The sequence below is a fragment of the Streptomyces kanamyceticus genome, assembly GCF_008704495.1.
Taxonomy (GTDB): Bacteria; Actinomycetota; Actinomycetes; order Streptomycetales; family Streptomycetaceae; genus Streptomyces; species Streptomyces kanamyceticus.
Window position 1 is genome coordinate 9,877,118 of record NZ_CP023699.1, and the last position, 23,590, is coordinate 9,900,707.

Genomic DNA, 23,590 nt, shown 5'->3' on the forward strand with positions numbered 1-23,590 from the left:
CATAGAAGGATTCGGGCATGGCGCTCGAGCACGCGATTCTTGTCTCCCTGCTGGAGAAGCCGGGCTCCGGCTATGAGCTGGCCCGGCGGTTCGACCGGTCCATCGGGTACTTCTGGGCCGCCACGCACCAGCAGATCTACCGCGTGCTCAAGCGCATGGAGGGCGACGGCTGGATCGACGTCCGTGAGGTGGCGCAGCGGGAGCGGCCGGACAAGAAGGAGTACTCCGTCGCGGCTCTCGGCAGGACCGCGCTCTCCCAGTGGCTGCACGAGCCGATCGAGCCCGAGAGCGTCCGCCACGAGCTCGCCGTGAAGATCCGCGGCGCGGCGTTCGACGACCCGGCCGCGCTCGTCCGCGAGGTGGAGCGCTACAGACAGACGCACGCCGACCGGCTCGCGCGCTATCTGGCGGGGGAGCGGCGCGACTTCACGGGTCCCGATGCCCAGGCCCCCGACACGTCCGACGCCCCGGCTCCGGACGCGTCCGACGCCCCGGCTCCGGACGCGCCCGACGCCGCGGTCCCCGACGCGCCCGATGCCGGGCGGGAGCTCCAGCACGTCGTGCTGCGCGGCGGCATCGCGTACGAACGCATGACCGTCGCCTGGCTCGACGACGTGCTGGCCACGCTCCACGGGCTCGCTCCGGGCCACTGAACCCTCCGGACGGGCGGCCTGCGCGCACCGCCCCCCTCCGAACCTCGTACGACCACCCTCCCTCAACCTCCCGAGCCGGAAAGGCGACCGACCATGGCCGACCAGCTGCTGTTCAATCCCCACACCTACGACCCGACGCACTTCGACCCCGAGACGCGCAGGCTGCTGCGCGCGACCGTCGACTGGTTCGAGGCGCGCGGCAAGCGCAGGCTGATCGAGGACTACCGTTCGCGCGCCTGGCTGGCGGACTTCCTGGAGTTCTCCGCCAAGGAGGGGCTGTTCGCGACCTTCCTGACCCCGGCCGCCGCGGCCGAGGAGGGGCAGGGGGACAAGCGTTGGGACACCGCCAGGATCGCCGCCCTCAACGAGATCTTCGGCTTCTACGGCCTCGACTACTGGTACGCGTGGCAGGTCACGATCCTGGGCCTCGGTCCGGTCTGGCAGAGCGACAACGCCGCCGCCCGCGCCCGCGCCGCCGAACTCCTCTCCCAGGGCGAGGTGTTCGCCTTCGGCCTCTCCGAGAAGTCCCACGGCGCGGACATCTACTCGACCGACATGCTGCTCGAACCGGACGGCGACGGCGGCTTCCTGGCCACCGGCTCCAAGTACTACATCGGCAACGGCAACAAGGCCGGGCTCGTCTCCGTCTTCGGCCGCCGCACCGACATCGAGGGCCCCGACGGCTACGTCTTCTTCGCCGCCGACAGCCGCCACGAGGCGTACCACCTGGTGAAGAACGTCGTCGACTCCTCCAAGTACGTCAGCGAGTTCCGCCTGGCGAACTACCCGGTCGGCCCCGACGACGTCCTGCACACCGGGCGTGCCGCCTTCGACGCCGCCCTCAACACCGTCAACGTGGGCAAGTTCAACCTCTGCACCGCCTCGATCGGCATCTGCGAGCACGCGATGTACGAGGCCGTCACCCACGCCACGGGACGCATCCTCTACGGCCGCCCCGTCACCGCCTTCCCGCACGTGCGCCGGGAGCTGACCGACGCCTACGTCCGCCTCGTCGGGATGAAGCTGTTCAGCGACCGCGCCGTGGACTACTTCCGCTCGGCAGGGCCCGACGACCGCCGCTACCTCCTCTTCAACCCCATGACGAAGATGAAGGTGACCACCGAGGGCGAGAAGGTCATCGACCTCATGTGGGACGTCATCGCCGCCAAGGGCTTCGAGAAGGACAACTACTTCGCGCAGGCGGCCGTCGAGATCCGCGGCCTGCCCAAGCTGGAGGGCACGGTCCACGTCAACCTCGCCCTGATCCTCAAGTTCATGGGCAACCACCTCCTGGCCCCCGCCGCGTACGAGCCGGTCCCCACCCGCCTGGACGCGGCCGACGACGACTTCCTCTTCCGGCAGGGACCGGCCAGGGGCCTCGGCGCCATCCGCTTCCACGACTGGCGCGCCGCGTACGACGCGTACGCCGAGGTCCCCAACGTCGCCCGCTTCCGCGAACAGGCCGACGCGCTCTGCGAGTTCGTCACCACCGCGGCCCCCGACGAGGCGCAGAGCCGCGACCTCGACCTGCTGCTCGCCGTCGGCCAGCTGTTCGCGCTCGTCGTGCACGGCCAGCTGATCCTCGAGCAGGCGCGCCTGACGGGCCTGGAGCAGGACGTCCTCGACGAGCTCTTCGCCGTCCTCGTACGCGACTTCTCCGCGCACGCGGTCGAGCTCCACGGCAAGGACTCCGCGACGGAGGCGCAGCAGGGCTGGGCGCTGGGAGCCGTCCGGCGCCCGGTCGTCGACGAGGCCCGCTCGGCGCGGGTCTGGGAGCGGGTCGAGGCGCTGGCGGGGACGTACGAGATGGCGCCGTAGCCACACCGCCGCTCGTGGTGCGGGGGCGCTCCCTGGATCAGGGCGTGGCGACGAGCGGCCGGACGGCTTCCAGCACGTGGCGGCGGAGCCACTGGGAGGCGGGGTCGTCGTCGAGCCTTCGGTGCCAGCGCAGTTGGACATCGACCGAGGGCAGTTCCAGGGGCACCTCGTGCCACCGCAGCGGCACCTGTCGTTCGACGAGGTGCTCCGCCACCATCCGTGGCCCGAGGCAGATGACGTCCCCCTCCAGCGCCATCAGCGCGGCCACGGCGAAGGAGGGGACGACGGCGACGACCCGGCGGGAGCGGCCCAGGCGCCCCAGCGCCTCGTCGAGCGGCCCGTGCGCGAGACCCCGGCGGGACGCGGAGATGTGCGGGTGGGCGCACAGGTCGTCCACGGTCAGGTGTGCGGCCTTGCCCAGATCGGAGTGGGCCGACGTCACCGCGACGAAGCGGTCGGAGAACAGCGTCCGGGTGTGCAGGTCGGGCGGGGGCGGGTCGGCGATGCCGATGTCGAGGTCGAGCGAGCCGTCGCGCAACGGGTCGGGTTCTTTGGAGTCCTGGGGGACGAACCGCAGCCGGACATCGGGTGCCTCGGCGGCGATCCGGTGGGTGAGGCGCGGCGCGAGAACGGGACTGAGCCCGTCGTTCACGCGGATGGCGAAGGTGCGCCGCCAGGACCGCGGGTCGCTTCCGTCGGGATCCACCCGGAGTTCGGCCGCGGCATCGAGGAGCGCCTTGACCTTGGCCGCCGACCGCTGGGCGAACGGTGTGGGCACGAGCCCCCGGCCCGCGCGCACCAGGATCTGGTCGTTCATCGCCCGTCGCAGACGGCCGAGCGCCCTGCTCGTCGCCGGTGTGGAGAGGTGGAGGCGGGCCGCCGCCGCGGAGACGCTGCCGGTGTCCATCAACGCGTCGAAGACACGCAGCAGATTGAGGTCCAACTGGTCGGGCACGTACGGTCCCTCCAAGTGCGTCTGACGCAAACACTCTGTGCAAAAGATGCATTAGACATCATGCCAGGAGCGTTCGAGACTGACGTGGTGGCCAACGGCGGGAGGACGGCGACAGCCGATCGCGTTGGCACACACCACCACAACTCGTACGGGAGTGAACACTCATGGCCAGAATCGTTCGGCCGACCGCGTACGGCACACCCGATGTGCTCGGTGTCTTCGAACTGCGGATTCCGCGACCGGCTTTCGGCGAAGTCGTCGTCGGCGTCCGTGCCGCAGGGGTCAACCCCATCGACTGGAAGCTCTACAGCGGCACGTTCCACACCGTGGACGACGCGCACAAGGACACGGCAGGTGTCGCCGCCGACGCCCTGCCCGCACTCGGTCTGGAATGCGCGGGCGTGGTCACGGCGATCGGCGCGGGCGTCACCGGCGTGGAGCTCGGCGACGAAGTGATCGTCCATCCCGTCACGGCCGCCTACGCCGACTACGTCACCGCCCCCGTGACCTCGCTGACCCCCAAGCCCGCCACGCTGTCCTGGGAGGAGGCCGCCGGGCTCATGCTCTCGGGCACCACGGCGGCGCACACCCTGCACGCCGTGAGCCTCGGCCGTGGCGACACCGTGCTCGTGCACGGCGGCTCCGGAGGGGCGGGCCTGATGGCCGTGCAGCTGGCGACCGCGCGGGGCGCGACGGTGCTCGCCACCGCCGCCGAACGCAATCACGACCTGCTGCGTGAACTGGGCGCCGTCCCGGTCGTCTACGGTCCCGGCCTGCTGGAGCGCGTACGCGCCGCCGCGCCGGACGGCGTCACCGCCGCCGTGGACTGCGCGGGCACCGACGAAGCGCTCGACGTCTCCCTGGAACTGGTCGCGGACCGTGCCCGCATCGCCTCCGTCGTCGGCTCCGACCGGCGCGTCACCGCAGGTGTCAAGGTGCTCGGATACGGACCCGGCCAGGATGCGGGAACCGAGGTCCGGATGGCCGCACGCGCAGGTCTGGCGGCCGGGGCGGGCGCGGGTGAGCTGCGGGTCCTCATCGAGAGCTGCTATCCGTTGTACGAGGCGGCCCAGGCGCACAAGTCAGGAATCGCCGGGCACGCCCCCGGGAAACTGGTGCTGGTGCCGTGATGGTCGGCGGACATGGGTGCGTCGATGTCGCCGTGGTCGGGTGCGGCCCCGTCGGCATGACGCTCGCGGCGCTGCTCGGGAAGGCCGGGCACTCGGTCGTGGTGTTCGAGCGCTACCCCGGTCTGTACGGGCTGCCCCGGGCCGCCAGCCTCGACGGCGAGGTCATGCGCGCGTTACAAGGGCTCGGCCTCGCCGACGAGTTGGCGCCCGCGCTGCGACGGCAAGAGGCGTACGAGTGGCGCAATGGAGCGGGTGAGCTGCTCATCCGGCAGGTGTTCCGGGCCGTTGGCACCAGCGGCTGGGCCGACCTCTACATGTTCCACCAGCCGGACCTGGAGAAGGCGCTCCACGGGCTGTGCGCGGCGCTGCCGAACGTCGACATCCGGTTCGGCACGAAGGTCACGGGACTGACCCAGGACCGCGATCGGGTCACACTCGACACGGCGGACGGCACCGGCCTCGCGGCGCGTCACGTGGTCGGGTGCGACGGAGGCAACAGCTTCGTGCGGGCGGCCCTCGACATCGAGCAGGACGATCTCGGCTTCGCCGAACCCTGGCTGGTCTGCGACTTCGAACTCCGGCGCCCCGCAGCCGAATTGGGGTTGCCGCCGATGCTGCAGATCGGCGATCCCGAGGGGCCGACCACCGTCATCACCACCACCGCCGGGCGACAACGGTTCGCCTTCATGCTCGACGAGGGCGACGACGCGGAGCGGGAGCGTACGGCGGAGCGCGTGTGGTCCCGCGTGGCGCGCCATCTGTCCCGCGACGACGCCGACATCGTCCGTGCCGCCACCTACACGTTCCAGTCGCTGGTCGCGAGGCGGTGGCGGGACGGCCGTGTGCTGCTCGCGGGCGATGCCGCACACCAGATGCCGCCGTTCCTGGGGCAGGGCATGTGCGCGGGCATACGGGACGTACTCAACATCGCCTTCAAGCTGGATCTCGTACGCAGAGGTGTCCAGGGCGCCGATGTGCTCGACACGTATCAGAGCGAGCGGGAGCCGCATGTGCGGGGTGTGACGGAGCTGAGTGTGGAGCTCGGCCGCGAGCACACGGTGCGGGACCCGGTGCTCGCCCGGGAGCGCGACACCGTGCTGAAGGCCCGTCAGGCCGCGCTCAAGGAGCCGGAACGGATCCGTCTGCCCGACCTCGGCCCCGGCCTGTTCGCCTCCGGCGGGGGCGGGCTCTCGGTCCAGGGGCGAGTGAGCGACGGCCGAAGGACAGGACTGCTCGACGAGATCGTCGGCGGGGGTTTCCGCCTCCTGGTCACGGCGGAGGCCCTGCCACTGCTGGACGTCCCCGCGCTCGCAGACCTGGGTGTCACGGTCGTCGGCTTCGGCGCCACCGCAGCGGGACGCGTCGTCGCCGACCTGGACGGCACGCACCGCCGCTGGCTGGCCGACCTCGGCGCCACCGCCGCCGCCGTGCGCCCCGACCACTACGTCTACGCGGCCGGGCCGGACGCGACCGAGGTGGCGGACCGGCTGATGGGGTGTCTGTCGAACTGAGACAGACACGTCACGGGTCAGGGTCGTTCAACGCCCCTGGCGAGGTCCGGGGTCGCCTCGCCCCGCGCGGCGATCAGCGGTCCAAGGAGTCGCGTGCCGGGACCCACCCGCCCGCCGGGTCCCGGCAGTTGCGTGGTGTCGGCCACCGTGAGCGGTCCCCGGCACGCCTCGCAGGCCACGACCGGCGCGGTGACGTGCCCGCAGGCGTCGTGGCGGATCAGCGCGGGTGGCCCCGCCGGTTCCGCGTACCACTTGTCGCCCCAGGCCATCAGCGCCAGCAGGACGGGGTAGAGCTCCCGGCCTTTCTCCGTGGCCACGTACTCCTCGCGCGGCGGGCTGTCCTGGTAGCGCTCACGCGTCAGCACACCCTCCTCGACCAAGCGGGCGAGGCGCGAGGCGAGGATCTTGCGGGACAGGCCGAGGTCCTCCGCCAGCTCGTCGAAGCGCCGGATGCCGACGAGGACGTCGCGCATGATCAGGGCCGTCCAGGCGTCGCCGAACAGGTCGGTCGCGCGGGCGATCGAGCACGCGACGCCGGAGAGAGGGGTGCGGGTCACTGCTCCAGGGTATCGCCGACGGGTTCCCTGAGGGAACCTGTCAATGTTAGGTTCCTTGAGGGAACCTGACGTGACCTGACTCGGAGCCCGCCATGACCACCACCCCGCACATCGCAGTCGACTCCGCCGGACCCACGATCGTCGACGGCCGCCACATCCGGGCCCTGACCTTCCATTCCGTACGTCTTGAGTACCTGGGCCACGTGCTCGCGGAGCTGCGCCACGCACCGGCCGACAGCCGCGCGCTCGTCATCGGCAGCGGACGCGGCCTGCCCGCACGGGGGCTCGCCCAGCTCGGCTTCGAGGTCGTCGCCGCCGATCCTTCCCCCGCCGCGACGGCCCTCGCCAGGGACACGGACGACGGGCTCGGCCTGACGTACGTGACGACGCCCGCTGAGCAACTCGCCCTGCCGGACGCCTCCTTCGACCTCGTCTACTGCGCCGACACCCTCGAAATCACCGACCGCCTCGACGCGGTCCTCGCGGAGGCGGCGCGGGTGCTGCGCCCCGGTGGCGCCTTCGTCTACGACACGGTGAACCGCACTCCCGTGTCCCGCCTCATCTACCTCGGCGCCTTCCAAAGGTTCCCCGGCACCCGGATCATGCCCCGCGACCGCTACGCCGCACACCGGCTGCGCCGCCCCGCGGAGCTCGCCGAGGCCCTGGACCGGGCCGGTCTCGCCGCGCGAGACGTCTCGGCGTTCAAACCGCGTGACGTACGAAGCCTGGTGCGAGCGACGCGCGGGCGCAGGCGCGGCACGGTGACCGACGAGCAACTGCCCGCCCTGGTCGACATGGTGCTCGAACCGGAGGGCAGCCCGGTGGTGACGTATCTGGGGTACGCGGTCCGCCGGATCTGATGGGAAGGAGCCGTCGGGCACGGCATAGCTCCCTCCGGGCAGTTCAGGGAGTGTCGCGGCGCGGGCCTGCTCGCGCCCCGGCAGCCCGGCCGCTACGTCCGGCACACCCTGAATCTGCCCGACGTGACGTCACTGGGCACCGACCTGCTGGCGGCGGTGCTGCGCTGACGACGCCCCGCCCGTGTGAGCGCCGCTCGGATAGGCGTCACCGATCCACGCCTCGTCGATCCGTAGCCGCTTGTAGCGGTCCGTGTCCGTCGGCGCCGCATGGGTGTTGAGCACCTCCAGGCGGACATGGCGCGCCGTGGTCGCCGGGACGTCGATCATCGCGACCCCGCGCCTGCTCGGCAGGGTGCCGGTCTTCACCGGGCTGCCCCAGTGCGTGCCGTCCGCGCTGACGTAGACGCGGTAGTCCCGGATGCGCGCCGACTGTTCGGTGTCCGAGCGGGCGTAACTCACCGAGTCCTCACGCTGGTTGACGGCGAGGTACCGCACGCGCCGCGCCGCGCCGAGGTCGAAGCGCAGGGACACCGGGGTCGCCCGGTCGCTGTCCCAGTAGGTGCGGTGGTCGCCGTCCGCCGCCAGCGCCGCGTCGTGGCCGCTCGCCGACGCGCTCGCGCTCATCGTGTACGAGGTGGCGGGGATGATGCCCTGGCGGCCCGCGGTGGTGACCTTGAAGACCGTGTCGTACGGATCCCAGTCGCGCAGGCCCGTCAAGGTCAGCGTGCCGTCGGACTGGCGGTACGAAATGGCCTTCCCCGTGCGGAGGTTGGTGACCGAGGCGACCCGGTAGCCGTTGTCGTGGACCTTCAGCGTGGACGTCGACGGTGGGGTCAGGACGTGCAGGTAGTGGCGGTCGGGGTCGCTCTTGGCGATGGTCGTCACGCCGTGCGCGCCGTCGTTCCAGAAGCCGGGCTGCAGGCCCCCGTACAGATAGCCGCCTCCCTCGACGCCGTGCAGGGACTCGCCGACGCGGTCCAGGTAGCCGGAGGCGAAGTCGTTGAACTCCTCCTGTTTGGAAGGGAATCGCCCGTCTACCATCGGTGTCTCGGCCATGAGCGCCTTCACCGACGAACCGGCGTTGGTGACGAGCCGCCCGAGCGTGAGCTGCCGGTCCACGTCCGGGTCTGCGCCCGTGTACCACCAGGAGCCGGTGGAGGGCAGCTTGAAGTCCGCCTCGACGAGGCGCGGCGCGGCGGTGTAGACGGCCTGCGGATAGTCGTAGGCGGGGGACATGCCGGTCTTCTGCTCGTTGCTGACCATGTCCATGATCGGCGTGTCCTCGTTGTTGTTGCTGAGCGTGTAGTGGGGGCGCTTCTCGTAGATCTTCCGGTAGAGGCCGTGCTGCTCCCAGTACGCGTTGTCGTTGTCGATCCAGAAGCCACCTAGGTCCGGATAGCGGTCCATGACCTCGAAGAACTGGTCGTACGAGAACTCCCCGAAGCCGTCGCGGGTGCGCAGGTCGACGTCGCGGCCCTTGTGGGCGGAGTAGGCCGCCGAGTCCAGCCACTCGTGGCCGCCCTCGTCGTGCCACTTCGGGTCGTCGGTCATGTACAGGATCGTCTTGAGCCCCTTGGCCTTCGCGGCCGCGACGAGTTCGCCCAGGAAGTCCCGTTCGGTCGCGCAACTGCCCGGGATCTTGGACGGCCAGGGTCGCGCGTAGCCGAGCCTGCTGTGGAACGTGGCGAGCACCAGGTACTGGGCATGCAGCTTCTGGGCCTCGCGCACCCAGTAGTCGGCGCTCCACCCGCCCGCGGTGACGTCCCGCTCCCAGGCGTCGCAACTGGTGTGGGACGGCGCGGTGCGCTGTCCCCAGTGCAGGAAGAGGCCCGAGGTGGAGGAGCGCAGGAAGTCCTGGCGGGGGTGGACCACATCGGCCCCGGCAGGCGTCGGCAGGGCGAGCGCGCCGAGCAGCAGGGCGAACACGGTCGTCAGGATCGCCGGTAAACGGCGTCGCGGCGCGCGCATCAGGCGAGTTGGTAGGCGCGCAGGTCGGTCAGCAGCATGTGACAGTCCTTCAGGGAACCCGAAGTGTCGCCCAGCGAACGGTAGATGCCCCACTTGGGACGCACCCGGTCATCGAGGAACGTGTCGATGCCCGTCCGCGACTTGTCGACCAACGTCGTGCCGCCGCTCTTGAGGATCCAGCGGATCGAGCCCGACGAACCGTTGCCGATCTTCATCTGGAAGTCGACGTCCGTCCAGGCGTCGTGCAGCGGCGCGAGAGCGGTACGCCCGATCAGCGTGCCCGAGGTGAACAGCTGCAGTTCGATGGTCTCCACGCCGTCGACCCGCCGCAGCGACTGCACGACGATCGGCGAACTGCCCTGCCCCGGCTGCTTCATCTGCATGATGTGGGTGAAGGAGGTGGTCGCCTTCAGCGAGCTCGGCAGGAACATCTTGTACGTGAGCCGCCAGGTCTGGCCCGGCAGCCAGCGCAGGTACGAGTCGCCCTTGCGGCAGCCCGTGACCTCCTGGCGCTGCCGGTCGGTCGAGGTGTCGCGATCCACCATGTGCATGTTGAAGCGCCAGTTCTTGCCCTCGGTACGGATGTGCGGCTGGCCCGCCGTGTGCGAGTCGGCCCGGTCGTCCTCGACCGTCTCCCAGGCGCGCATCCCGTCGCCGCTCGCCGTCGGCGACCAGCGCAACTGCCAACTCGCCGTAGGCGCCGCCGCTCCCGCCGACGTGGCCAGCGCGCTCGCCGGTAGCGCCGCCGCGGCGGCGCCGCCGAGCGCGGCTCCAAGCACGGTCCTCCTGGACGTGTTCATCTGTCCCTGCCTTCCGCTGAGTTGCTTGCCCTGAGTTGCTCGTTCATGATCAGAAAGGCGCCGAGACCGTGGAAGTCGTTGGTCGCCCGGCCGCGACCGATGTAGTACGCGTAGTCCCCGACGTTGGTGCCGACGGAGATCTCGGCGAGTTCCGTGCGCCCGTCGCCGTCGAGCGAGACGCGGGCGAGCACACCCGCGTATCCGCGCCTGGCCACGTCCGCGTAATGGGCGTCGATGTAGCCCTGTTGGGCGCCGCGTGACAGCGCGTAGGTGAACATGCTGGAGCACGACGTCTCGGTCCAGTTGCCGGGACGGGCCCCCTTGTCGATCACCTGGAACCAGCGGCCGGTCGCCGGATCCTGGTACCGCTCGAGACCGGCGGCGAGCCGCGTCAGGACGGTCCGGAGCCGCGCACGCCGGGGGTGGTCGGCCGGGATCGCGTCGAGCACGTTCACCAGTGCCATCGAGTACCAGCCGACGGCCCGGCACCAGGACTCGGGGGCGCGCCCGGTGTCCTTGTCGGCCCAACTCGCCTCGCGGGACTCGTCGTAGGCGTGCCGCAGGAGCCCGCCGGAAACTTGCAGATGGGTGCCGTACACGGCCAGTTGCTCGGCCGCCTCGTCCTGGGTGTACGACGTGTCGCCGAACTCCGCGCCGTACTCGACGAGGAACGGATTGACCATGTAGACGCCGTCGGCCCACAGCTGATGGGCGCGACTGGCCGCTGTGGCGTGCCAGAAGCCGCCGTCGCCCGTGCGCGGATAGGTCTTGAGGCGGTCGCGGATCTTGTGGGCCGCGATCCGGTAGCGGTCCTGTCCGGTCTCGCGGTGCAGGATCGTCAGGAGTCGGCCCGCCTGCATGCTGTCCAGGCTGTTGAAGCTCTGGCCGATGGAGCCGTCGGCGCCGACGAAACGGTCCACGTACTCCTTGATGAACGTCAAGTACCGCTCGTCGTGCGTGCGTTGATAGGTGAGGTACTGGCCGTAGAGGTAGAGCCCGACCGGGTACGACCAGCCGCCGATGGTGGTGGGCGTGTAGCGGGCGAGGGTGGAATCGACCATGGAGGCGGACCAGTCGGTGGTGGACCGGTCGGGGGTACTCCCGTTCAGAGATGCGGACACGGTCGTCCCGGCTCCTGCCTCGGTGCCACCCCCGTAGAGGAGGGCACCGACCAGTGCGCCGGTCATGAGCAGTGCGGATTTCCTTCTCGTGACGTTCATCGTGCCGCTCATGAGGTGCATGAGCTGATACCTGCCTTCGTGGGGGCGAGAGGGAGGGATACTGCGGAGCTCGCGCGTTGTTCAGATCTGTGTCTGATATTCAGCAACGTGCATTAGGGTTGCGCCATGACGGGACACGGTCAACGCCCTCGACGGAAAACGTCGGAGCACTATCCCGCCAATCTGGGAGCGCCGGTTCCGTCGGGTAGCGGTCCCGCACGATTCGAGAAGCCCGAGCCCGGCCGCCGCGCTTAGCATCAACGGCATGGACATCACCATTCACACGACCGTCCTCCCGCACGACGACCCGGACGCGTCCCTCGCCTTCTACCGGGACGTCCTCGGCTTCGAGGTCCGCAGCGACGTCGGACAGGGCAGGATGCGCTGGATAACGGTCGGTCCCGTCGGTCAGGTCGGCACGTCCATCCTCCTGGCGCCACCGGCCGCCGACCCCGGGATCACCGAGGACGAACGCCGCACCATCGCCGAGATGATGGCCAAGGGCACCTACGGCTGGATCCTCCTCGCCACCCATGACCTCGACGGCGTGTTCGAGAAGGTCAGCGCGGGCGACGCCGAGATCGTCCAGGAACCGACCGATCAGCCGTACGGCATCCGGGACTGCGCCTTCCGCGACCCCGCGGGCAACATGGTCCGCATCCAGGAAGTCGGCTGAGCGGTCCGACCCACGACAGGTGGAAGGAGCTCTTTCATGTGCCAACCCTCGTGGGGCCGCGCTCGCGTCGAGGCGCAGCGCCTGAGCGACCTCGCGCGGCTGCGTCGCGTGCGTGACCGGATCGACCGGGAGTACGGGCGGCCGCTGGACATCGAGGTGCTCGCCCGCGCCGCGAACCTGCCCGCCGCACCCCTCGGCCGCCAGTTCCTGCTGGCCTACGGCCTGGCCCCGTACGCGTACCTGATGACACGTCGTATCGAACACGCGACGGCCCTGCTGCGCCGCGGGGACCTGAGCGTCGCCGAGGTCTGCTCGGCCGTCGGCGGCCCGTCCCTCGACACGTTCAGGACCTGCTTCACGGAACGGGTCGGTGTGTCGCCGGACGTCTACCGGCAGCGCGCGATCGGCGCCGCGGCCGACGTCCCATCGGTCAGGAATGGAGAAGCACCCCTCACAGGCCCGCGCCTAGCGTGATGGGCATGGCGAACATCGAATGCATCACCCTTGACGTGGCCGACCCGACGGCGGCCAACCGCTTCTACGCCGAGGCCTTCGGCCTGGATTCACCGATACGTACGAGGGCCGCGCAGGACTCCACGACCGGCTTCCGCGGGTTCATGCTGGCGCTCACGGTGTCCCGGCCCGCCACGGTCGACGGCCTCATCGCCAGCGCCCTGGCGGCCGGTGCCACGACGCTGAAGCCCGCCGCCAAGTCGCTGTGGGGCTACAGCGGTGTCGTCCAGGCCCCGGACGGGGAGATCTGGAAGATCGCGACCTCGGCGAAGAAGGACACGGGCCCTGCCACCCGGCAGATCGACGAGATCGTGCTCCTGGTGGGCGTGGCGGACGTCGTCGCGAGCAAGCGGTTCTACGTCGGGCGCGGTCTCACCGTCGCGAAGAGCTTCGGACGTACGTACGCCGAGTTCGACGGCGGATCCGGACGCGTCAAGTTCGCGCTGTACCGGCGCCGCGCCTTGGCCAAGGAGGTCGGCGTCGCGCCCGAGGGAACCGGATCGCACCGCTTCGTGATCGGCGGCGACGGCGGGCCCTTCACCGACCCGGACGGATTCGAGTGGCAGACGGCCGCGTCGCTGCCGCTGACGTCCTCGTCCTGAGGCGTCGTACGTCCTCGTCCTGAGGTGTGGCCGCGGAGGTCGGCCGCCTCGCGGCCGACCGGGGACAACGCCGCGCGGACCGTGCGACGGTTCAGAACAAGCGGGGCTGGCCGCTGGAAGCCCGGAGGCCGCCGTCCACCGGAATGTGGGCGCCATTGACGAAACTCGCGTCCGCGCTGGCCAAGAAGGCGATGACGGCGGCGACTTCGGCCGGTTCCGCGGGGCGCTCCATGGGGATCCGCTGCTGGAACGCCGCGAGGATCTCCTCGTTCTCCACGACGGGGGCGGCCACGGGGGTGCGGGTCAGGCTCGGGTGCACGGCGTTGACCCGGACGCCCTCGCGGGCGTGGTCGAGCGCCATCGCGTTGGTCAGGTTGACCAGGGCCCCCTTGGCGCTGTTGTACGCGGCCATGCCCCAGTCCGCGCCGAGTCCGGACACCGAGCCGACGTTGACGATGCAGCCGCCGACCCGACGCAGGTGGGGGAGCGCGGCACGCGAGGCGAAGAAGACGCCGTCGATGTCGGCGGCGAAGACCTGGCGCCAGGACGCCGTGTCGAGCTGCTCGACGGTTCCGGGAACCGCGATGGCGGCGTTGTTGACCAGGACGTCCAGGCGGCCGAACTCCTCGGCCACATCGGCGATCAGCGTGCCGATCGCGGTCTCGTCCGCGACGTCCGCGACGCGCGGGACGACGGTCGAACCGGCGGGTGCCTGCCCGGCGGCGTGCTTCAGTTTGGCCTCGGACCGACCGACGGAGATCACCGTCGCGCCTTCCCGCCCGAACCGGTCCACGGTCGCGGCACCGATACCGGACCCGCCGCCGGTGACCACGACGACGCGATCGGCGAATCTGCTCTCGCTCATGTCAACTCCCCATGCTTGTAAGGATGTTCGTCAGGCTGGCTAGGACGACCCTAAGGCGCCTCGCGGTGACGCGTGATCGATTGTCAGTGGCGGGTGTCACGATGGCGGACATGAAGATCTTCGAGTGGGGGCCGCTGCTGAAGCGGTGGAGCGAGGAGTGGCTGGAAGCGCAGGCCGCGGAGGATCCCGAGGAGTTCGAGGAACTCGACGAGGACATGGTCCGCGACCGATGGCTGGGTTTCGCCCCGGTCGACCCCGGGCGCCTCACGGCCCTGGAAGAGCGGCTCCAGGAGTGGGGGACGGCGGGTCCGCTGCCGCCGTCCCTGCGCTCCTTCCTCCAGGTGTCGGACGGCTGGCGTCATGCGGGTGGGTTCGTCTACCTGCTGGCGGGGGCCGACGGCATCAGCCGCTACGGGGACCCGCACGACCTCGCTGGGCTCTACGGGAGGAACCTGGACGCGGACCCCACCGAGGCGGAGGTGCGCCAGGCCGGAATGTGGGGCCGGGCGCTGCAGCTTTCGCTCGACTCGGACATGACGGATGTGCTGCTCGACCCGGGTGACGTGGGCGCCGACGGGGAGTGGGCGGTGTACGTGTACCACGGGTGGAGCGGCGAACGGCCCACCCGGTACGAGTCGTTCCGCGCGTTCATGGAAGCGATGTACCAGGAGATCTACCGCCTGGGCGGAGGCCACGAAGGATTCGAGAACGGGGTGACGCGTGCCCTCGACGCCAAGGTGGAGGAGGCCCGAATCGCCTGTCTGAGGGGCGAGTTGGACGAAGCGCTCGCCGTCTTCCGCGAGGCGGGGGACCTCGGCAGGCCGCGGGCGGAGTTGCTGTCCGCGCAGCTCAGGGCGCTGCTCGAAGGTAGCGGCTGGGTGCCGGTGGACCCGCGCATGGACGATCCGATGTACGCGGGCGAGGTGCTGCCTCTCAAGGTGCGCGACCATCTGCGCCACTACGGCAGGGACGACTCCTTCGTGCTCGGCCCCGCGAGCGACGACTGGGCGGCGGACAGGGAGCGTGCCAAGGTCGTCCTTGAGCGGATCAGGGCGCGCACCTACGAGTACGCGGCACCGGGCCCCTTCGGCCACGCGGTCAAGGAAGCCAGAGAGCTGGCCCGCTGGGGCGACACGGACGGCGCCTGGCGGGTGCTCGTGGCGGCGGTCCCGCGCTGGGAGCCGTACGGGGCGGACCACGTGGCCCCGTTCGGCCTGCTCGGGGACCCGCTGCTCGGCCCCGTCATCACGCCGGAACGGGGCAGGCGGCTGCTGACGACACCCCGGGCCGGTCAGGCGAAGACGGCATCAGCGCCCGCACTCGCACCCGCACACGATGCGGTGGTGGCGGCGCCGGACGGCCTCGGCTGGCTGACCCAGCGGAACCCCAGGGCTGAACTGCGCAGGGACGCGTACCGGTTCGTCCTGGTGGAAGGCATCAGCCCCGAAGAACTGGCGGAGCGGTTCGGCACCGGGCCACTGGGGCCACCGGCGGGCGAGACCGAGCTGGGGGGCTTCCCGTTCGGCTGGCAGCGGGAGGAGCGCGGCCCCACGGCCCGTGTCGGCGCCCTGAACGGCTGGAGCTTCGGCTTCGACTCGAACCGCTGGCCGGGCTTCGACGCGGCCCGCCTGACGCACCCGGGCACCGAGCTGTCGCGCGGCACCCGGGCCCTCACGGTCTGGTGGGCCCCCGGTCTGTTCCACTTCGCCTGCGCCGAGGACGGCGAGCAGCGTTACGCCTTCACGGTCCACGAGACCGAACGCCACCGGACAGGCGCCATCCCCGCCGCACTCGCTCCCGACCACCTGTTCCCCGACCCCGTCGGGCCCGCCGTGGACCGCTCGGACGAGACCGGCGCGCTGGACGAGATAGCGAAGGCATTCGGCGTCTCTTTGCCCCGGTTCGCCCTGGACCACGGCAGGCTCCCGACGCTTCCGACGCGGCCGTGGATCAGCTCGCAGGTCACTGCCCCGGACTACCGGCCTACCGAGCGCCGGACCGGATCAGGTCCGCCGCCTTCTCGGCGATCATGACGGTCGCGGCGTTCGTGTTGACCGAGACGATCGACGGCATCACCGACGCGTCGGCCACCCGCAGGCCCTGGACGCCGTGCACGGTCAGATCGGGCGCCACCACCGCGTCCGTGCCGGTGCCCATGGCGCAGGTGCCCACGGCGTGGAAGTACGGGCCGACGGCCGCGGCGAGGTAGTCGCGCAGTCCGGGCTCGTCGGTGACACCGGCCCCGGGCAGCACCTCGCGTGCGCGCCACGGGGCGAAGGGTGGCGCCGCCGCGATCTCCCGGGCCGTCGCGATGCCCTGGAGCAAGCGGCGTACGTCGCTCTCCTCGCCCAGGTAGTTGGGGTCGATCAGCGGCGGGGCATCGGGGCGCGGACCGCTCAGCCGTACCGAGCCACGGCTGTCGGGGACGGTGGCCACCGCGAGGGTGAAGCCGTTGTCCGGCGGAGGCATCGACGGCGGGTGGTACGGGACGTGGATGCACAGCAGTTGCAGGTCGGGGCTCTGCGCGGAGGCGTCGCCGCGCCACAGCAGGGACGTCTCGGCGAGGCTGGTCCGCGCCGGGGGAAGGGGGCGGTCGGCCGTGAAGACGACCGGGCAGAGCGGGTGGTCGTGCAGATTGCGCCCGACCCCTGGCAGGTCGTGCCGCACCGGTATGCCCAACTCCCGCAGCTCGTCGGCGGGCCCGATGCCGGAGAGCAGGAGCAGCCGGGGGGAGTCGACGGCCCCGCAGCTGACGATGACCTCGGCCGCCGCACGGGCGGTACGCCCGGCGCCGTGCTGCCCGAACTCCACGCCGGTGCACCGGCTTCCGCCGTCGAAGAGCAGTCGCAGCGCGCGCGATCCGGTGGCGACGGACAGATTGGGCCTGCTGTTCCTGACCGGGTGCAGATAGGCGTCCGCGGTGGTCTGCCGCCTGCCGTCGACGATGTTCAAGTCGTGCCAGCCCGCGCCCTCCTGGTCGCGGCCGTTGAAGTCATCGGTTCGCGCGTGCCCGACCGCGCTCGCCGCGTCGAGGAACGCCTGGGACAGCGGGTGGCCGCCTTCCTGCGCGGGCGCCGGACGCAGCGGCCCCTCGTTCCCGCGGAACTTCGGGTCCCTGCCCTCGACGCTCTCCATCCGCTGGAAGTACGGCAGGACCCTCTCGAACCCCCACCCCGAACACCCCAGGGCCTCCCAACGGTCGAAGTCGGCACGGTGTCCGCGCAGATGGATGAGCCCGTTGATGGTGCCCGACCCGCCGAGCGTCCGCCCCCTCGGGAAGGGCCTGGCCGCTCCGTCGGCACCGGTCTGCGGGACCGTGGTGTAGCCGTAGTCGACCTCGGTGCCCTGCAGCGCGGGCCAGGCCATGGGTATCCCGATCTCCGCCCGACTGTCCTCCCCGCCCGCCTCGATCAGCAGGACCGAGCTCTGCCCGTCCTCGGACAGCCTGGCCGCCAGCACACAACCGGCCGACCCCGCGCCCACCACGATGTAGTCGTACTCGTCGGACACCATCTCCACCTTCTCCCTCGACCGCCCACGCACAACGCGCGGAGCGCTGCGAGGCCAGCAACATCGGGCATCCATACGGCAGTTGACGTGCCGGACCGGACCTCCGATTGTGACGGAGGGGTGCTACCGGGACCCCGGGAACCCCAGAAGTCACCCCGTTTCACCGCTACGCCGGGTGAGGTTTTACCGAACGGTCAGCCAGTCGTGCGCAGCCGTGTCGTACCGTCGTCTCATTCCTTGATCACGACTGCGGACGTCCTCGACGGCTCATGGAGCCCTCCGACCGGACGGCCCGCGAGGAGGCAGTGCCATGAACCCCGTCGACGTACCGAGCAGGGCCGCGGAACTCCCCGACGCCTGGAGCCCACTCGTGCTCGCCCGGATCGGCCCCACCGAGGTGAAGGTCCTGCGCATGGACGGCCGCACCGTGCCCGTGGAATCGCACGAGACCGCGGAGACACTGCTGGTCGTGGACGGAACACTGCGACTGACGGCCGACGGCGCCGAGATCGAGGTGCGCGCCGGGGAGATGTACGTGGTGGAGGCGGGGGTGGAACACGCCGTGCGCCCCGGCAGCAGGGGGACGCTCGTCATCGTGGAACACGGTTCGGTCGAGCGCGGTTCCCTCGCGGCCTAGGGGCGCACGTGACAGGTCAGCCGTTGTGCTGGATGCCCCGCAGGGTCGAGGTGTCGGGGGCGGGGAAGCGGGTGCCGGTGAGGCTGTCGGGGATGGGTGTGCCCGGGGTGACGTTGAAGGGGATGATCCCGGCCCACGCCTCGACGCCGTCGTCCTTGGGCTCGTCCCGGGCGAAGCCGCCGCGGGTCTTGAGTGAGAACTCCTCGATGGGCAGGGCGAGTACGGCGGTGTAGGCGGCCTCGTCCGTACTGGGGCGGCGCGCCGGGTGCGCGCCGGACAGCCGGTCGGGGACGATGCCCTCCACGATCTGGCCGAGCAGGTCGGCCCGCTCCTGGTGGTCCTCGATCCCGGTGGCCCGGCCGAAGACCATGACGGACCGGTAGGCGCCGGAATGGTGCGAGGCGGCCCGCCCGAGGATCAGGCCGTCGAACAGCGTCACCGTCACGCACACCTCGATCCCCGAGGCGGCCGCGGTCATGAACCGGCCGTACGCGGAGCCGTGCAGCAGCAGCCGGTCCCCGTCGCGTACGTGCAGGGTCGGGATGACCACCGGGCCGTCCTCGGTGGTGAGACCGACATGGGCCACGAGTGCCTGGTCGAGGACGGCATAGGCGGCTTCGCGGTCGTAGGAGAGCCGCTCCGGGTAGCGCTTGCCTGTGGTGCGCGTGGTGGGGACATGGCCTCACCGTAGGGCGGCGATCTGGTTCGGGCCCGTCGCGTCGGCCGAGCGGCTGACGCGCCGGGCGGCGCCGGGCGGGTCCCGCTCGCCTGGCCGATATGCCTCGTATGCGGCGGTTACTGTGACGGCGCACCGGGAGCGCGAGGCGGGAGAGGCCCATGGCAGGCGACCTGGCAGACGAAATGACGGACGGCATGACAGGCGGCACGACAGACGGAGGCCTGAACGCGGCGGACGCTCCCTCGGTCAGCAAGGCCGACGTGGCCGCGGCGTTGCGGCGCGGCGCCGAGCTGGAGAAGGAGATTGCGGCCGCTCCGTCCCGGTTTAGGGTGCTGACCGGTGACCGGCCGACGGGGCGGCTGCATCTGGGGCACTACTTCGGCACCCTGCGCGGCCGCGTGGAACTGCAGGACCGCGGCGTCGACACCCTCGTCCTGATCGCCGACTACCAGGTGCTCACCGACCGGGACGTCGCCGAACACCTCACGGAGCGCGTGGAGGACCTGGTCCTCGACTACCTGGCGGCCGGGCTCGACCCCGAGCGGACGACGATCTTCGCGCACAGTGCCGTTCCGGCCCTGAACCAGCTGCTGCTGCCGTTCCTGTCCCTGGTCTCCGTCTCCGAACTGCGCCGTAACCCCACGGTGAAGGACGAGATCGCGCACTCGCGCCAGTCCTCCGTGTCCGGGCTGATGTTCACCTATCCGGTGCACCAGGCCGCCGACATCCTGTTCTGCAAGGCCGATCTCGTGCCGGTCGGGCAGGACCAACTGCCCCACCTGGAGGTCACGCGCACTGTCGCACGCCGCTTCAACGACCGCTACGGACAGGTCTTTCCCCAGCCGGACGCGCTGCTGTCGTCGGCACCGCTGCTGCTGGGCACCGACGGTACGAAGATGAGCAAGTCGCGGGGCAACGCCCTCACCCTGGCGGCCACCGCCGACGAGACCGCCGCCCTGATCAAGGGCGCCAAGACCGACGCCGACCGCCGCATCACCTACGAGCCGGACCGCCGCCCCGAAGTATCGAGCCTGGTCCTGCTGGCCGCCCTGTGCCAGGGCCGCGACCCGGTCCAGGTCGCCGCGGAGATCGGCGACGGCGGAGGGGCCGCGCTCAAGCGCACCGTGACCGAAGCGGTCAACGACCACCTCGCGCCGTTGCGGGCCCGCCGGACCGAACTCGCCAAGGACCGGGCGCGCATCCGCAAGGTGCTCCGGGCCGGGAACGAGAAGGCCGGAGCGATCGCGGAGGAGACCCTGGACGAGGTCAGGTCCGCGATGGGGACCTCGTACTGAACCCCCCCTGCCGAGGCGCCGCTTCGGCAGGTCCCGCTTGCGCCATGCGGAGGTACGGACCGGGACCCGTGTGCGCGGCGTACCGCAATCAATGACGGACCGTCAGTACGGTCCGCGGTCATGGACACCATCATCTTCGCGGGCCTGCTCGCCACGCTCGTGGCGATCTGGCAGGACCGGTCAAGAGGCGTGGTTCTGGGCGCCTGGGCGGTCGTGATCGCGCTGGTCGCCGTGCTGCTGAACCACCACATCACCAGCGGGCTCGGGCTGGGGCTGACTTACTGACATGGCCCACACCACGACTCCCGCCGCCTCGGACCAACGGCCGCCCGCGGTGCTCGGGCAGGTCCAGTTCTGGTTCGCCTGCTTCTTCGCCGTCGGCTGGACCGGCATCGTCTGCGCGGGTCTCGGCGTGCAGTTCGTCAGCTGGGACTATCCCTGCCCGCTCTGCATGATCCAGCGGATGTTCATGCTCCTCGGCGCACTGGGCGCCTGCTGCGTCGTGCGTCGCGGCATGACCGGCACCATCACGGGCCGGGACTACATGCTGGGCTGGGGCCTGGCTCTGGTGGCGATGATCGGCGGCTCGTTCACCGCTTGGCGCCAGACCATGCTGCACATCCTGCCGGGGGACAAGGGCTACGGGGCGCCGGTCCTCGGCCTGCACATGTACGTCTGGGCGTGGATCCTGTTCCAGGCGTCCGTGGTCGCGGTCGGCATCGTCATGGCGCTCGCGCACGTCACCGCTGACCGTACGATCGCCCCCGCACCGCAGCGCGCGATCGCCCGTGTCGTCCTGGCGTTCGTCGGCCTGATCATCGCCGTCAACCTGGTCGCCGTCTTCCTGGAAGAGGGCTTTCACTGGTTCCTGCCGGACGACCCGACGCGCTACCAGTTCTTCTACGACATCGGGGTGCTCTGACCGGAGTCGGCCCCTTCCCGCGGGCGGCGGCCCGGGCACTCAGGTGTCCGGCCGCCGCCACGGCGTGTGTCATCCACCGGCCTGGCAGTGTCAGCCGCGAAGGCCGTGGAAGATCCCCCACCTGAAGTGGCCCTTGCGGCAGGCGGCCGCCGTCTGGGGCAGGCTCGTCCGCAGCCGGTCGACGTACTCGGCGCTGACGGCGTCGGTCAGTCCTGGCGCCGCCTTCAGGACCTCCTCGGTGAGGCGCTCGTAGTGGGTCAGCATGTGGTCGCTGAGGTCGTCGAACGCCACGTCGGCGTAGGCCAGGGCCTTGAGCTGCTCGACGTAGAAACCCGGCGTGGCGAAGTCGGCGAGGCGCAGGCGCTCCGCGGCCGGGCGCACCTCGTCGTCCGGGGCGTCCTCGGCGGCCATGAGGTCGGTGAACACCAGGTGGCCGCCGGGCTTGAGGACCCGCCGTGCCTCCCGCAGCACCCCGGCCCGGTCGCCGCTGTGGCACAGGGCTTCCTGGGACCAGACGACGTCGAACTTCCCGTCGGGGGCGGGGATGTCCTGGAAGGAGCCGGACACGACCTCGATCCGGTCGTCGAGGCCGCGCTCCGCGTTGAGTTCACGGTGCCGCTGGTTCTGGACCTCGCTGATGTTGAGGGCCACCACATGGCAGCCGTACGCGGCGGCCAGTCTGCGGGCCGCGCCGCCGTAGCCCGACCCCATGTCGAGGACGGTGCTGTCGGCGCCGAGCGCGTCGCCCACCTTCGAGGCCATGCGCTCGACGGTCCGCCCGGCCGCCGAACCGATCGCTTCGTGCGGATCGGTGTACACCCCGACGTGGATGTCCTCACCGCCCCACGTCTGCGAGTAGAAGCCGTCGATGTCACCGGTGTCGTAGTAGGCGCGCGCCACATCCGTGGCACGCGCCGCGTTCTCCTCAGTCATGGGGCATTCCTCGGCACACCCGGCCCGCCGCAAACCCGCCTTTCGGACACAGACGGACCCGCGTATTCGGCGCACCGGCAGCAGGGCCGCGGACAGCGAAAAGGCAGAGAGGTGTACCTCCCTGCCACTTTCAATCTATAGCCCAACGGGGGGCTTGCGGCAAGGCCCCGTCGGTGCGTCAAGATGGTCGGCCGAGGCCAGGACCTGCGGAAATGCGGGAATGCGGGAACGCGGAAATGCGAAATGGGGATTCACGAGATGCGTGTGGTGTTGTCGACCTGGGGATCGCGCGGGGACGTCGAGCCCCTTGCGGCAGTGGCGGTGCGGCTGCGGGAGCTCGGCGCGCAGGCGCGGGTGTGCGCGCCGCCGGACGAGGAGTTCACGACGCTGCTCGCCCGTGTCGGCGTGGAGCACGTGCCGCTCGGCCCGTCGGTGCGCTCGGTGGTGACCGGCGAGCGGCCGCCGACAGCGCAGGACGCCTTCCGGCTCGCGCCCGAGCTGGTCGCCGCGCGGTTCGAGACGCTCACCGCGGCGGCCGAGGGGTGCGACGCGATCCTCGCGACGGGCCTGATGCCCGCCGGTGCGCGTGACGTGGCCGAGAAGCTGGGCATCCGGTACGTCATGGCGTGCTTCCATCCGTTCGGGCTGCCGTCGCCGTACTTCCGTCCCGGTGCGCGGCCGGGCACGCCGTCGCCGAGCGACGAGACCGACCTCAAGGTGCTGTGGGAGCAGGACGGCCGACGCGTGGACGCGCTGTACGGAGAGGCGCTCAACCGGCACCGGGCGGCGATCGGCCTGCCACCGGTGGACAGCGTCCGCGACCACGTCCTCACCGACCGGGTGTGGCTGGCCGCGGACCCGGTCCTCGGCCCGTGGCAGGACCTGACGAACCTCGACCTCGTGCAGACCGGGGCATGGATCCTGCCGGACGGACGCCCGCTCCCCGCAGCGGTGGAGGCGTTCCTGGCCGCGGGCGAACCGCCGGTGTACGCGGGCTTCGGCAGCATGGCGCTGCGTACCTCGCCGGACCTCGCGCGGGTGACCGTCGAGGCGATCCGCGCGCAGGGCCGCCGCGCGATCCTCTCCCGGGGCTGGGCCGACCTCGCCCCCGCCGACGACGGGGACGACTGCCTGGTGATCGGCGAGGTCAACCATCAGGCCCTGTTCGCCCAGATGGCCGCCGTGGTGCACCACGGCGGCGCGGGCACCACGACGACGGCCGCCCTGGCGGGCGCGCCCCAGGTACTCGTCCCGCAGATCGCGGACCAGCCGCAGTGGGCCGCCAGAGTGGCCGAACTGGGCATCGGCGCGGCCCACGACGGACCGACCCCGACCGTCGACTCCCTGTCGGCGGCGCTCAGGACGGCCCTCGCACCGGAGACGCGCGCGCGAGCCAAGACGGTGTCCGGCACGATCCGCACCGACGGCGCGACGGTGGCCGCGCGGATGCTGCTCGACGGAGGCGGCGGGCACGCTCCGTCGTAGC

The 23,590-nt window shown here is 71.0% G+C and carries 22 protein-coding genes and 1 pseudogene; 14 read left to right on the forward strand and 9 right to left on the reverse strand.

The window, feature by feature from the left end; translation table 11 throughout:
- Positions 1–17 precede the first annotated feature (17 nt).
- Both CP970_RS42690 and CP970_RS42695 read left to right on the forward strand, forming a co-directional pair.
- The gene (locus CP970_RS42690) at positions 18–653 is read left to right on the forward strand and encodes a PadR family transcriptional regulator (RefSeq protein WP_055545025.1); all 636 of its coding nucleotides are present in this window, start codon (positions 18–20) and stop codon (positions 651–653) included.
- 93 nt (positions 654–746) lie between these two features.
- The gene (locus tag CP970_RS42695) at positions 747–2,471 is read left to right on the forward strand and encodes an acyl-CoA dehydrogenase family protein (RefSeq protein ID WP_055545024.1); all 1,725 of its coding nucleotides are present in this window, start codon (positions 747–749) and stop codon (positions 2,469–2,471) included.
- A gap of 37 nt (positions 2,472–2,508) precedes the next feature.
- On the opposite strand, the gene CP970_RS42700 is transcribed toward CP970_RS42695, so the two are convergent.
- A complete protein-coding gene (locus tag CP970_RS42700; RefSeq protein ID WP_055545023.1) occupies positions 2,509–3,426 on the reverse strand; it encodes a LysR family transcriptional regulator in 918 nt (305 codons plus the stop codon).
- 164 nt (positions 3,427–3,590) lie between these two features.
- On the opposite strand from CP970_RS42700, the gene CP970_RS42705 reads away from it, so the two are divergent.
- Entirely contained in the window at positions 3,591–4,556 is a 966-nt protein-coding gene (locus CP970_RS42705) for an NADP-dependent oxidoreductase (protein WP_055545022.1), read from the forward strand.
- Positions 4,556–6,067: a bifunctional 3-(3-hydroxy-phenyl)propionate/3-hydroxycinnamic acid hydroxylase gene (locus CP970_RS42710; protein WP_055545021.1), complete on the forward strand. Its 1,512-nt coding sequence runs from the start codon at positions 4,556–4,558 to the stop codon at positions 6,065–6,067. Before CP970_RS42705 ends, CP970_RS42710 begins: the two co-directional genes overlap by 1 nt.
- A 17-nt stretch (positions 6,068–6,084) precedes the next feature.
- Here CP970_RS42710 and CP970_RS42715 read toward each other — a convergent pair whose 3' ends face one another.
- The gene (locus tag CP970_RS42715) at positions 6,085–6,624 is read right to left on the reverse strand and encodes a winged helix-turn-helix transcriptional regulator (RefSeq protein WP_055545020.1); all 540 of its coding nucleotides are present in this window, start codon (positions 6,622–6,624) and stop codon (positions 6,085–6,087) included.
- A 92-nt stretch (positions 6,625–6,716) separates the two neighbouring features.
- On the opposite strand from CP970_RS42715, the gene CP970_RS42720 reads away from it, so the two are divergent.
- Entirely contained in the window at positions 6,717–7,484 is a 768-nt protein-coding gene (locus CP970_RS42720; protein ID WP_055545019.1) for a class I SAM-dependent methyltransferase, read from the forward strand.
- A gap of 129 nt (positions 7,485–7,613) precedes the next feature.
- Here the strand turns inward: CP970_RS42720 and CP970_RS42730 are convergent, their stop codons facing one another.
- Genes CP970_RS42730 through CP970_RS42740 form a run of 3 tightly spaced genes read right to left on the reverse strand, consistent with a single transcriptional unit; the run spans position 7,614 to position 11,472 of the window.
- Positions 7,614–9,452, reverse strand: a complete 1,839-nt coding sequence (locus tag CP970_RS42730; protein ID WP_055545018.1) for a discoidin domain-containing protein — start codon at positions 9,450–9,452, stop codon at positions 7,614–7,616.
- Positions 9,452–10,252 (reverse strand): hypothetical protein, encoded by an 801-nt coding sequence (locus CP970_RS42735; protein ID WP_055545017.1) that lies wholly within the window; start codon positions 10,250–10,252, stop codon positions 9,452–9,454. The genes CP970_RS42730 and CP970_RS42735 overlap by 1 nt, the downstream gene beginning before the upstream one ends.
- Positions 10,249–11,472, reverse strand: a complete 1,224-nt coding sequence (locus CP970_RS42740) for a glycoside hydrolase family 105 protein (RefSeq protein WP_398657045.1) — start codon at positions 11,470–11,472, stop codon at positions 10,249–10,251. The genes CP970_RS42735 and CP970_RS42740 overlap by 4 nt, the downstream gene beginning before the upstream one ends.
- A gap of 265 nt (positions 11,473–11,737) precedes the next feature.
- Between CP970_RS42740 and CP970_RS42745 the strand changes: the two genes are divergently transcribed.
- The 3 genes from CP970_RS42745 to CP970_RS42755 are packed head-to-tail and all read left to right on the forward strand — an operon-like array spanning position 11,738 to position 13,263.
- Complete coding sequence (locus CP970_RS42745; protein WP_055545016.1) at positions 11,738–12,148, forward strand: VOC family protein; 411 nt, start codon at positions 11,738–11,740, stop codon at positions 12,146–12,148.
- Positions 12,149–12,184: 36 nt separating this feature from the next.
- Positions 12,185–12,622, forward strand: coding sequence for a helix-turn-helix domain-containing protein (locus tag CP970_RS42750; protein WP_055545015.1), 438 nt, complete (start codon positions 12,185–12,187; stop codon positions 12,620–12,622).
- A gap of 5 nt (positions 12,623–12,627) precedes the next feature.
- The gene (locus CP970_RS42755; RefSeq protein ID WP_055545032.1) at positions 12,628–13,263 is read left to right on the forward strand and encodes a VOC family protein; all 636 of its coding nucleotides are present in this window, start codon (positions 12,628–12,630) and stop codon (positions 13,261–13,263) included.
- Positions 13,264–13,354: 91 nt separating this feature from the next.
- Here the strand turns inward: CP970_RS42755 and CP970_RS42760 are convergent, their stop codons facing one another.
- Positions 13,355–14,128 (reverse strand): SDR family NAD(P)-dependent oxidoreductase, encoded by a 774-nt coding sequence (locus tag CP970_RS42760; RefSeq protein WP_055545014.1) that lies wholly within the window; start codon positions 14,126–14,128, stop codon positions 13,355–13,357.
- Positions 14,129–14,238: 110 nt separating this feature from the next.
- Between CP970_RS42760 and CP970_RS42765 the strand changes: the two genes are divergently transcribed.
- Positions 14,239–16,161, forward strand: a complete 1,923-nt coding sequence (locus CP970_RS42765; protein ID WP_150494674.1) for an SMI1/KNR4 family protein — start codon at positions 14,239–14,241, stop codon at positions 16,159–16,161.
- Here CP970_RS42765 and CP970_RS42770 read toward each other — a convergent pair.
- Positions 16,112–17,641 carry a GMC family oxidoreductase gene (locus tag CP970_RS42770; RefSeq protein WP_055545012.1) on the reverse strand — a complete coding sequence of 510 codons (1,530 nt, stop codon included), beginning with the start codon at positions 17,639–17,641 and terminating at the stop codon, positions 16,112–16,114. The two genes, CP970_RS42765 and CP970_RS42770, sit on opposite strands and share 50 nt — an antisense overlap.
- A 307-nt stretch (positions 17,642–17,948) precedes the next feature.
- Here CP970_RS42770 and CP970_RS42775 point away from each other — a divergent pair, with 307 nt between their 5' ends.
- Positions 17,949–18,275, forward strand: a complete 327-nt coding sequence (locus CP970_RS42775) for a cupin domain-containing protein (protein WP_055545011.1) — start codon at positions 17,949–17,951, stop codon at positions 18,273–18,275.
- 16 nt (positions 18,276–18,291) lie between these two features.
- Here the strand turns inward: CP970_RS42775 and CP970_RS42780 are convergent.
- Positions 18,292–18,888: pseudogene (locus tag CP970_RS42780) on the reverse strand (pyridoxamine 5'-phosphate oxidase family protein); the annotation flags it as partial.
- A gap of 224 nt (positions 18,889–19,112) precedes the next feature.
- Here CP970_RS42780 and trpS point away from each other — a divergent pair.
- The 3 genes from trpS (at position 19,113) to CP970_RS42790 (ending at position 21,171) form a co-directional block, all read left to right on the forward strand.
- Positions 19,113–20,249 carry a tryptophan--tRNA ligase gene (trpS, locus tag CP970_RS42785; RefSeq protein ID WP_224059049.1) on the forward strand — a complete coding sequence of 379 codons (1,137 nt, stop codon included), beginning with the start codon at positions 19,113–19,115 and terminating at the stop codon, positions 20,247–20,249.
- A gap of 120 nt (positions 20,250–20,369) precedes the next feature.
- Positions 20,370–20,534, forward strand: a complete 165-nt coding sequence (locus tag CP970_RS44520; protein WP_169801203.1) for a DUF5993 family protein — start codon at positions 20,370–20,372, stop codon at positions 20,532–20,534.
- 1 nt (position 20,535) lies between these two features.
- Positions 20,536–21,171 (forward strand): disulfide bond formation protein B, encoded by a 636-nt coding sequence (locus CP970_RS42790; protein ID WP_055545009.1) that lies wholly within the window; start codon positions 20,536–20,538, stop codon positions 21,169–21,171.
- Between the two features lie 90 nt (positions 21,172–21,261).
- On the opposite strand, the gene CP970_RS42795 is transcribed toward CP970_RS42790, so the two are convergent.
- Positions 21,262–22,104, reverse strand: coding sequence for a class I SAM-dependent methyltransferase (locus tag CP970_RS42795; protein WP_055545008.1), 843 nt, complete (start codon positions 22,102–22,104; stop codon positions 21,262–21,264).
- Positions 22,105–22,362: 258 nt separating this feature from the next.
- Here CP970_RS42795 and CP970_RS42800 point away from each other — a divergent pair, with 258 nt between their 5' ends.
- Complete coding sequence (locus tag CP970_RS42800; RefSeq protein WP_055545030.1) at positions 22,363–23,589, forward strand: glycosyltransferase; 1,227 nt, start codon at positions 22,363–22,365, stop codon at positions 23,587–23,589.
- Position 23,590 lies beyond the last annotated feature (1 nt).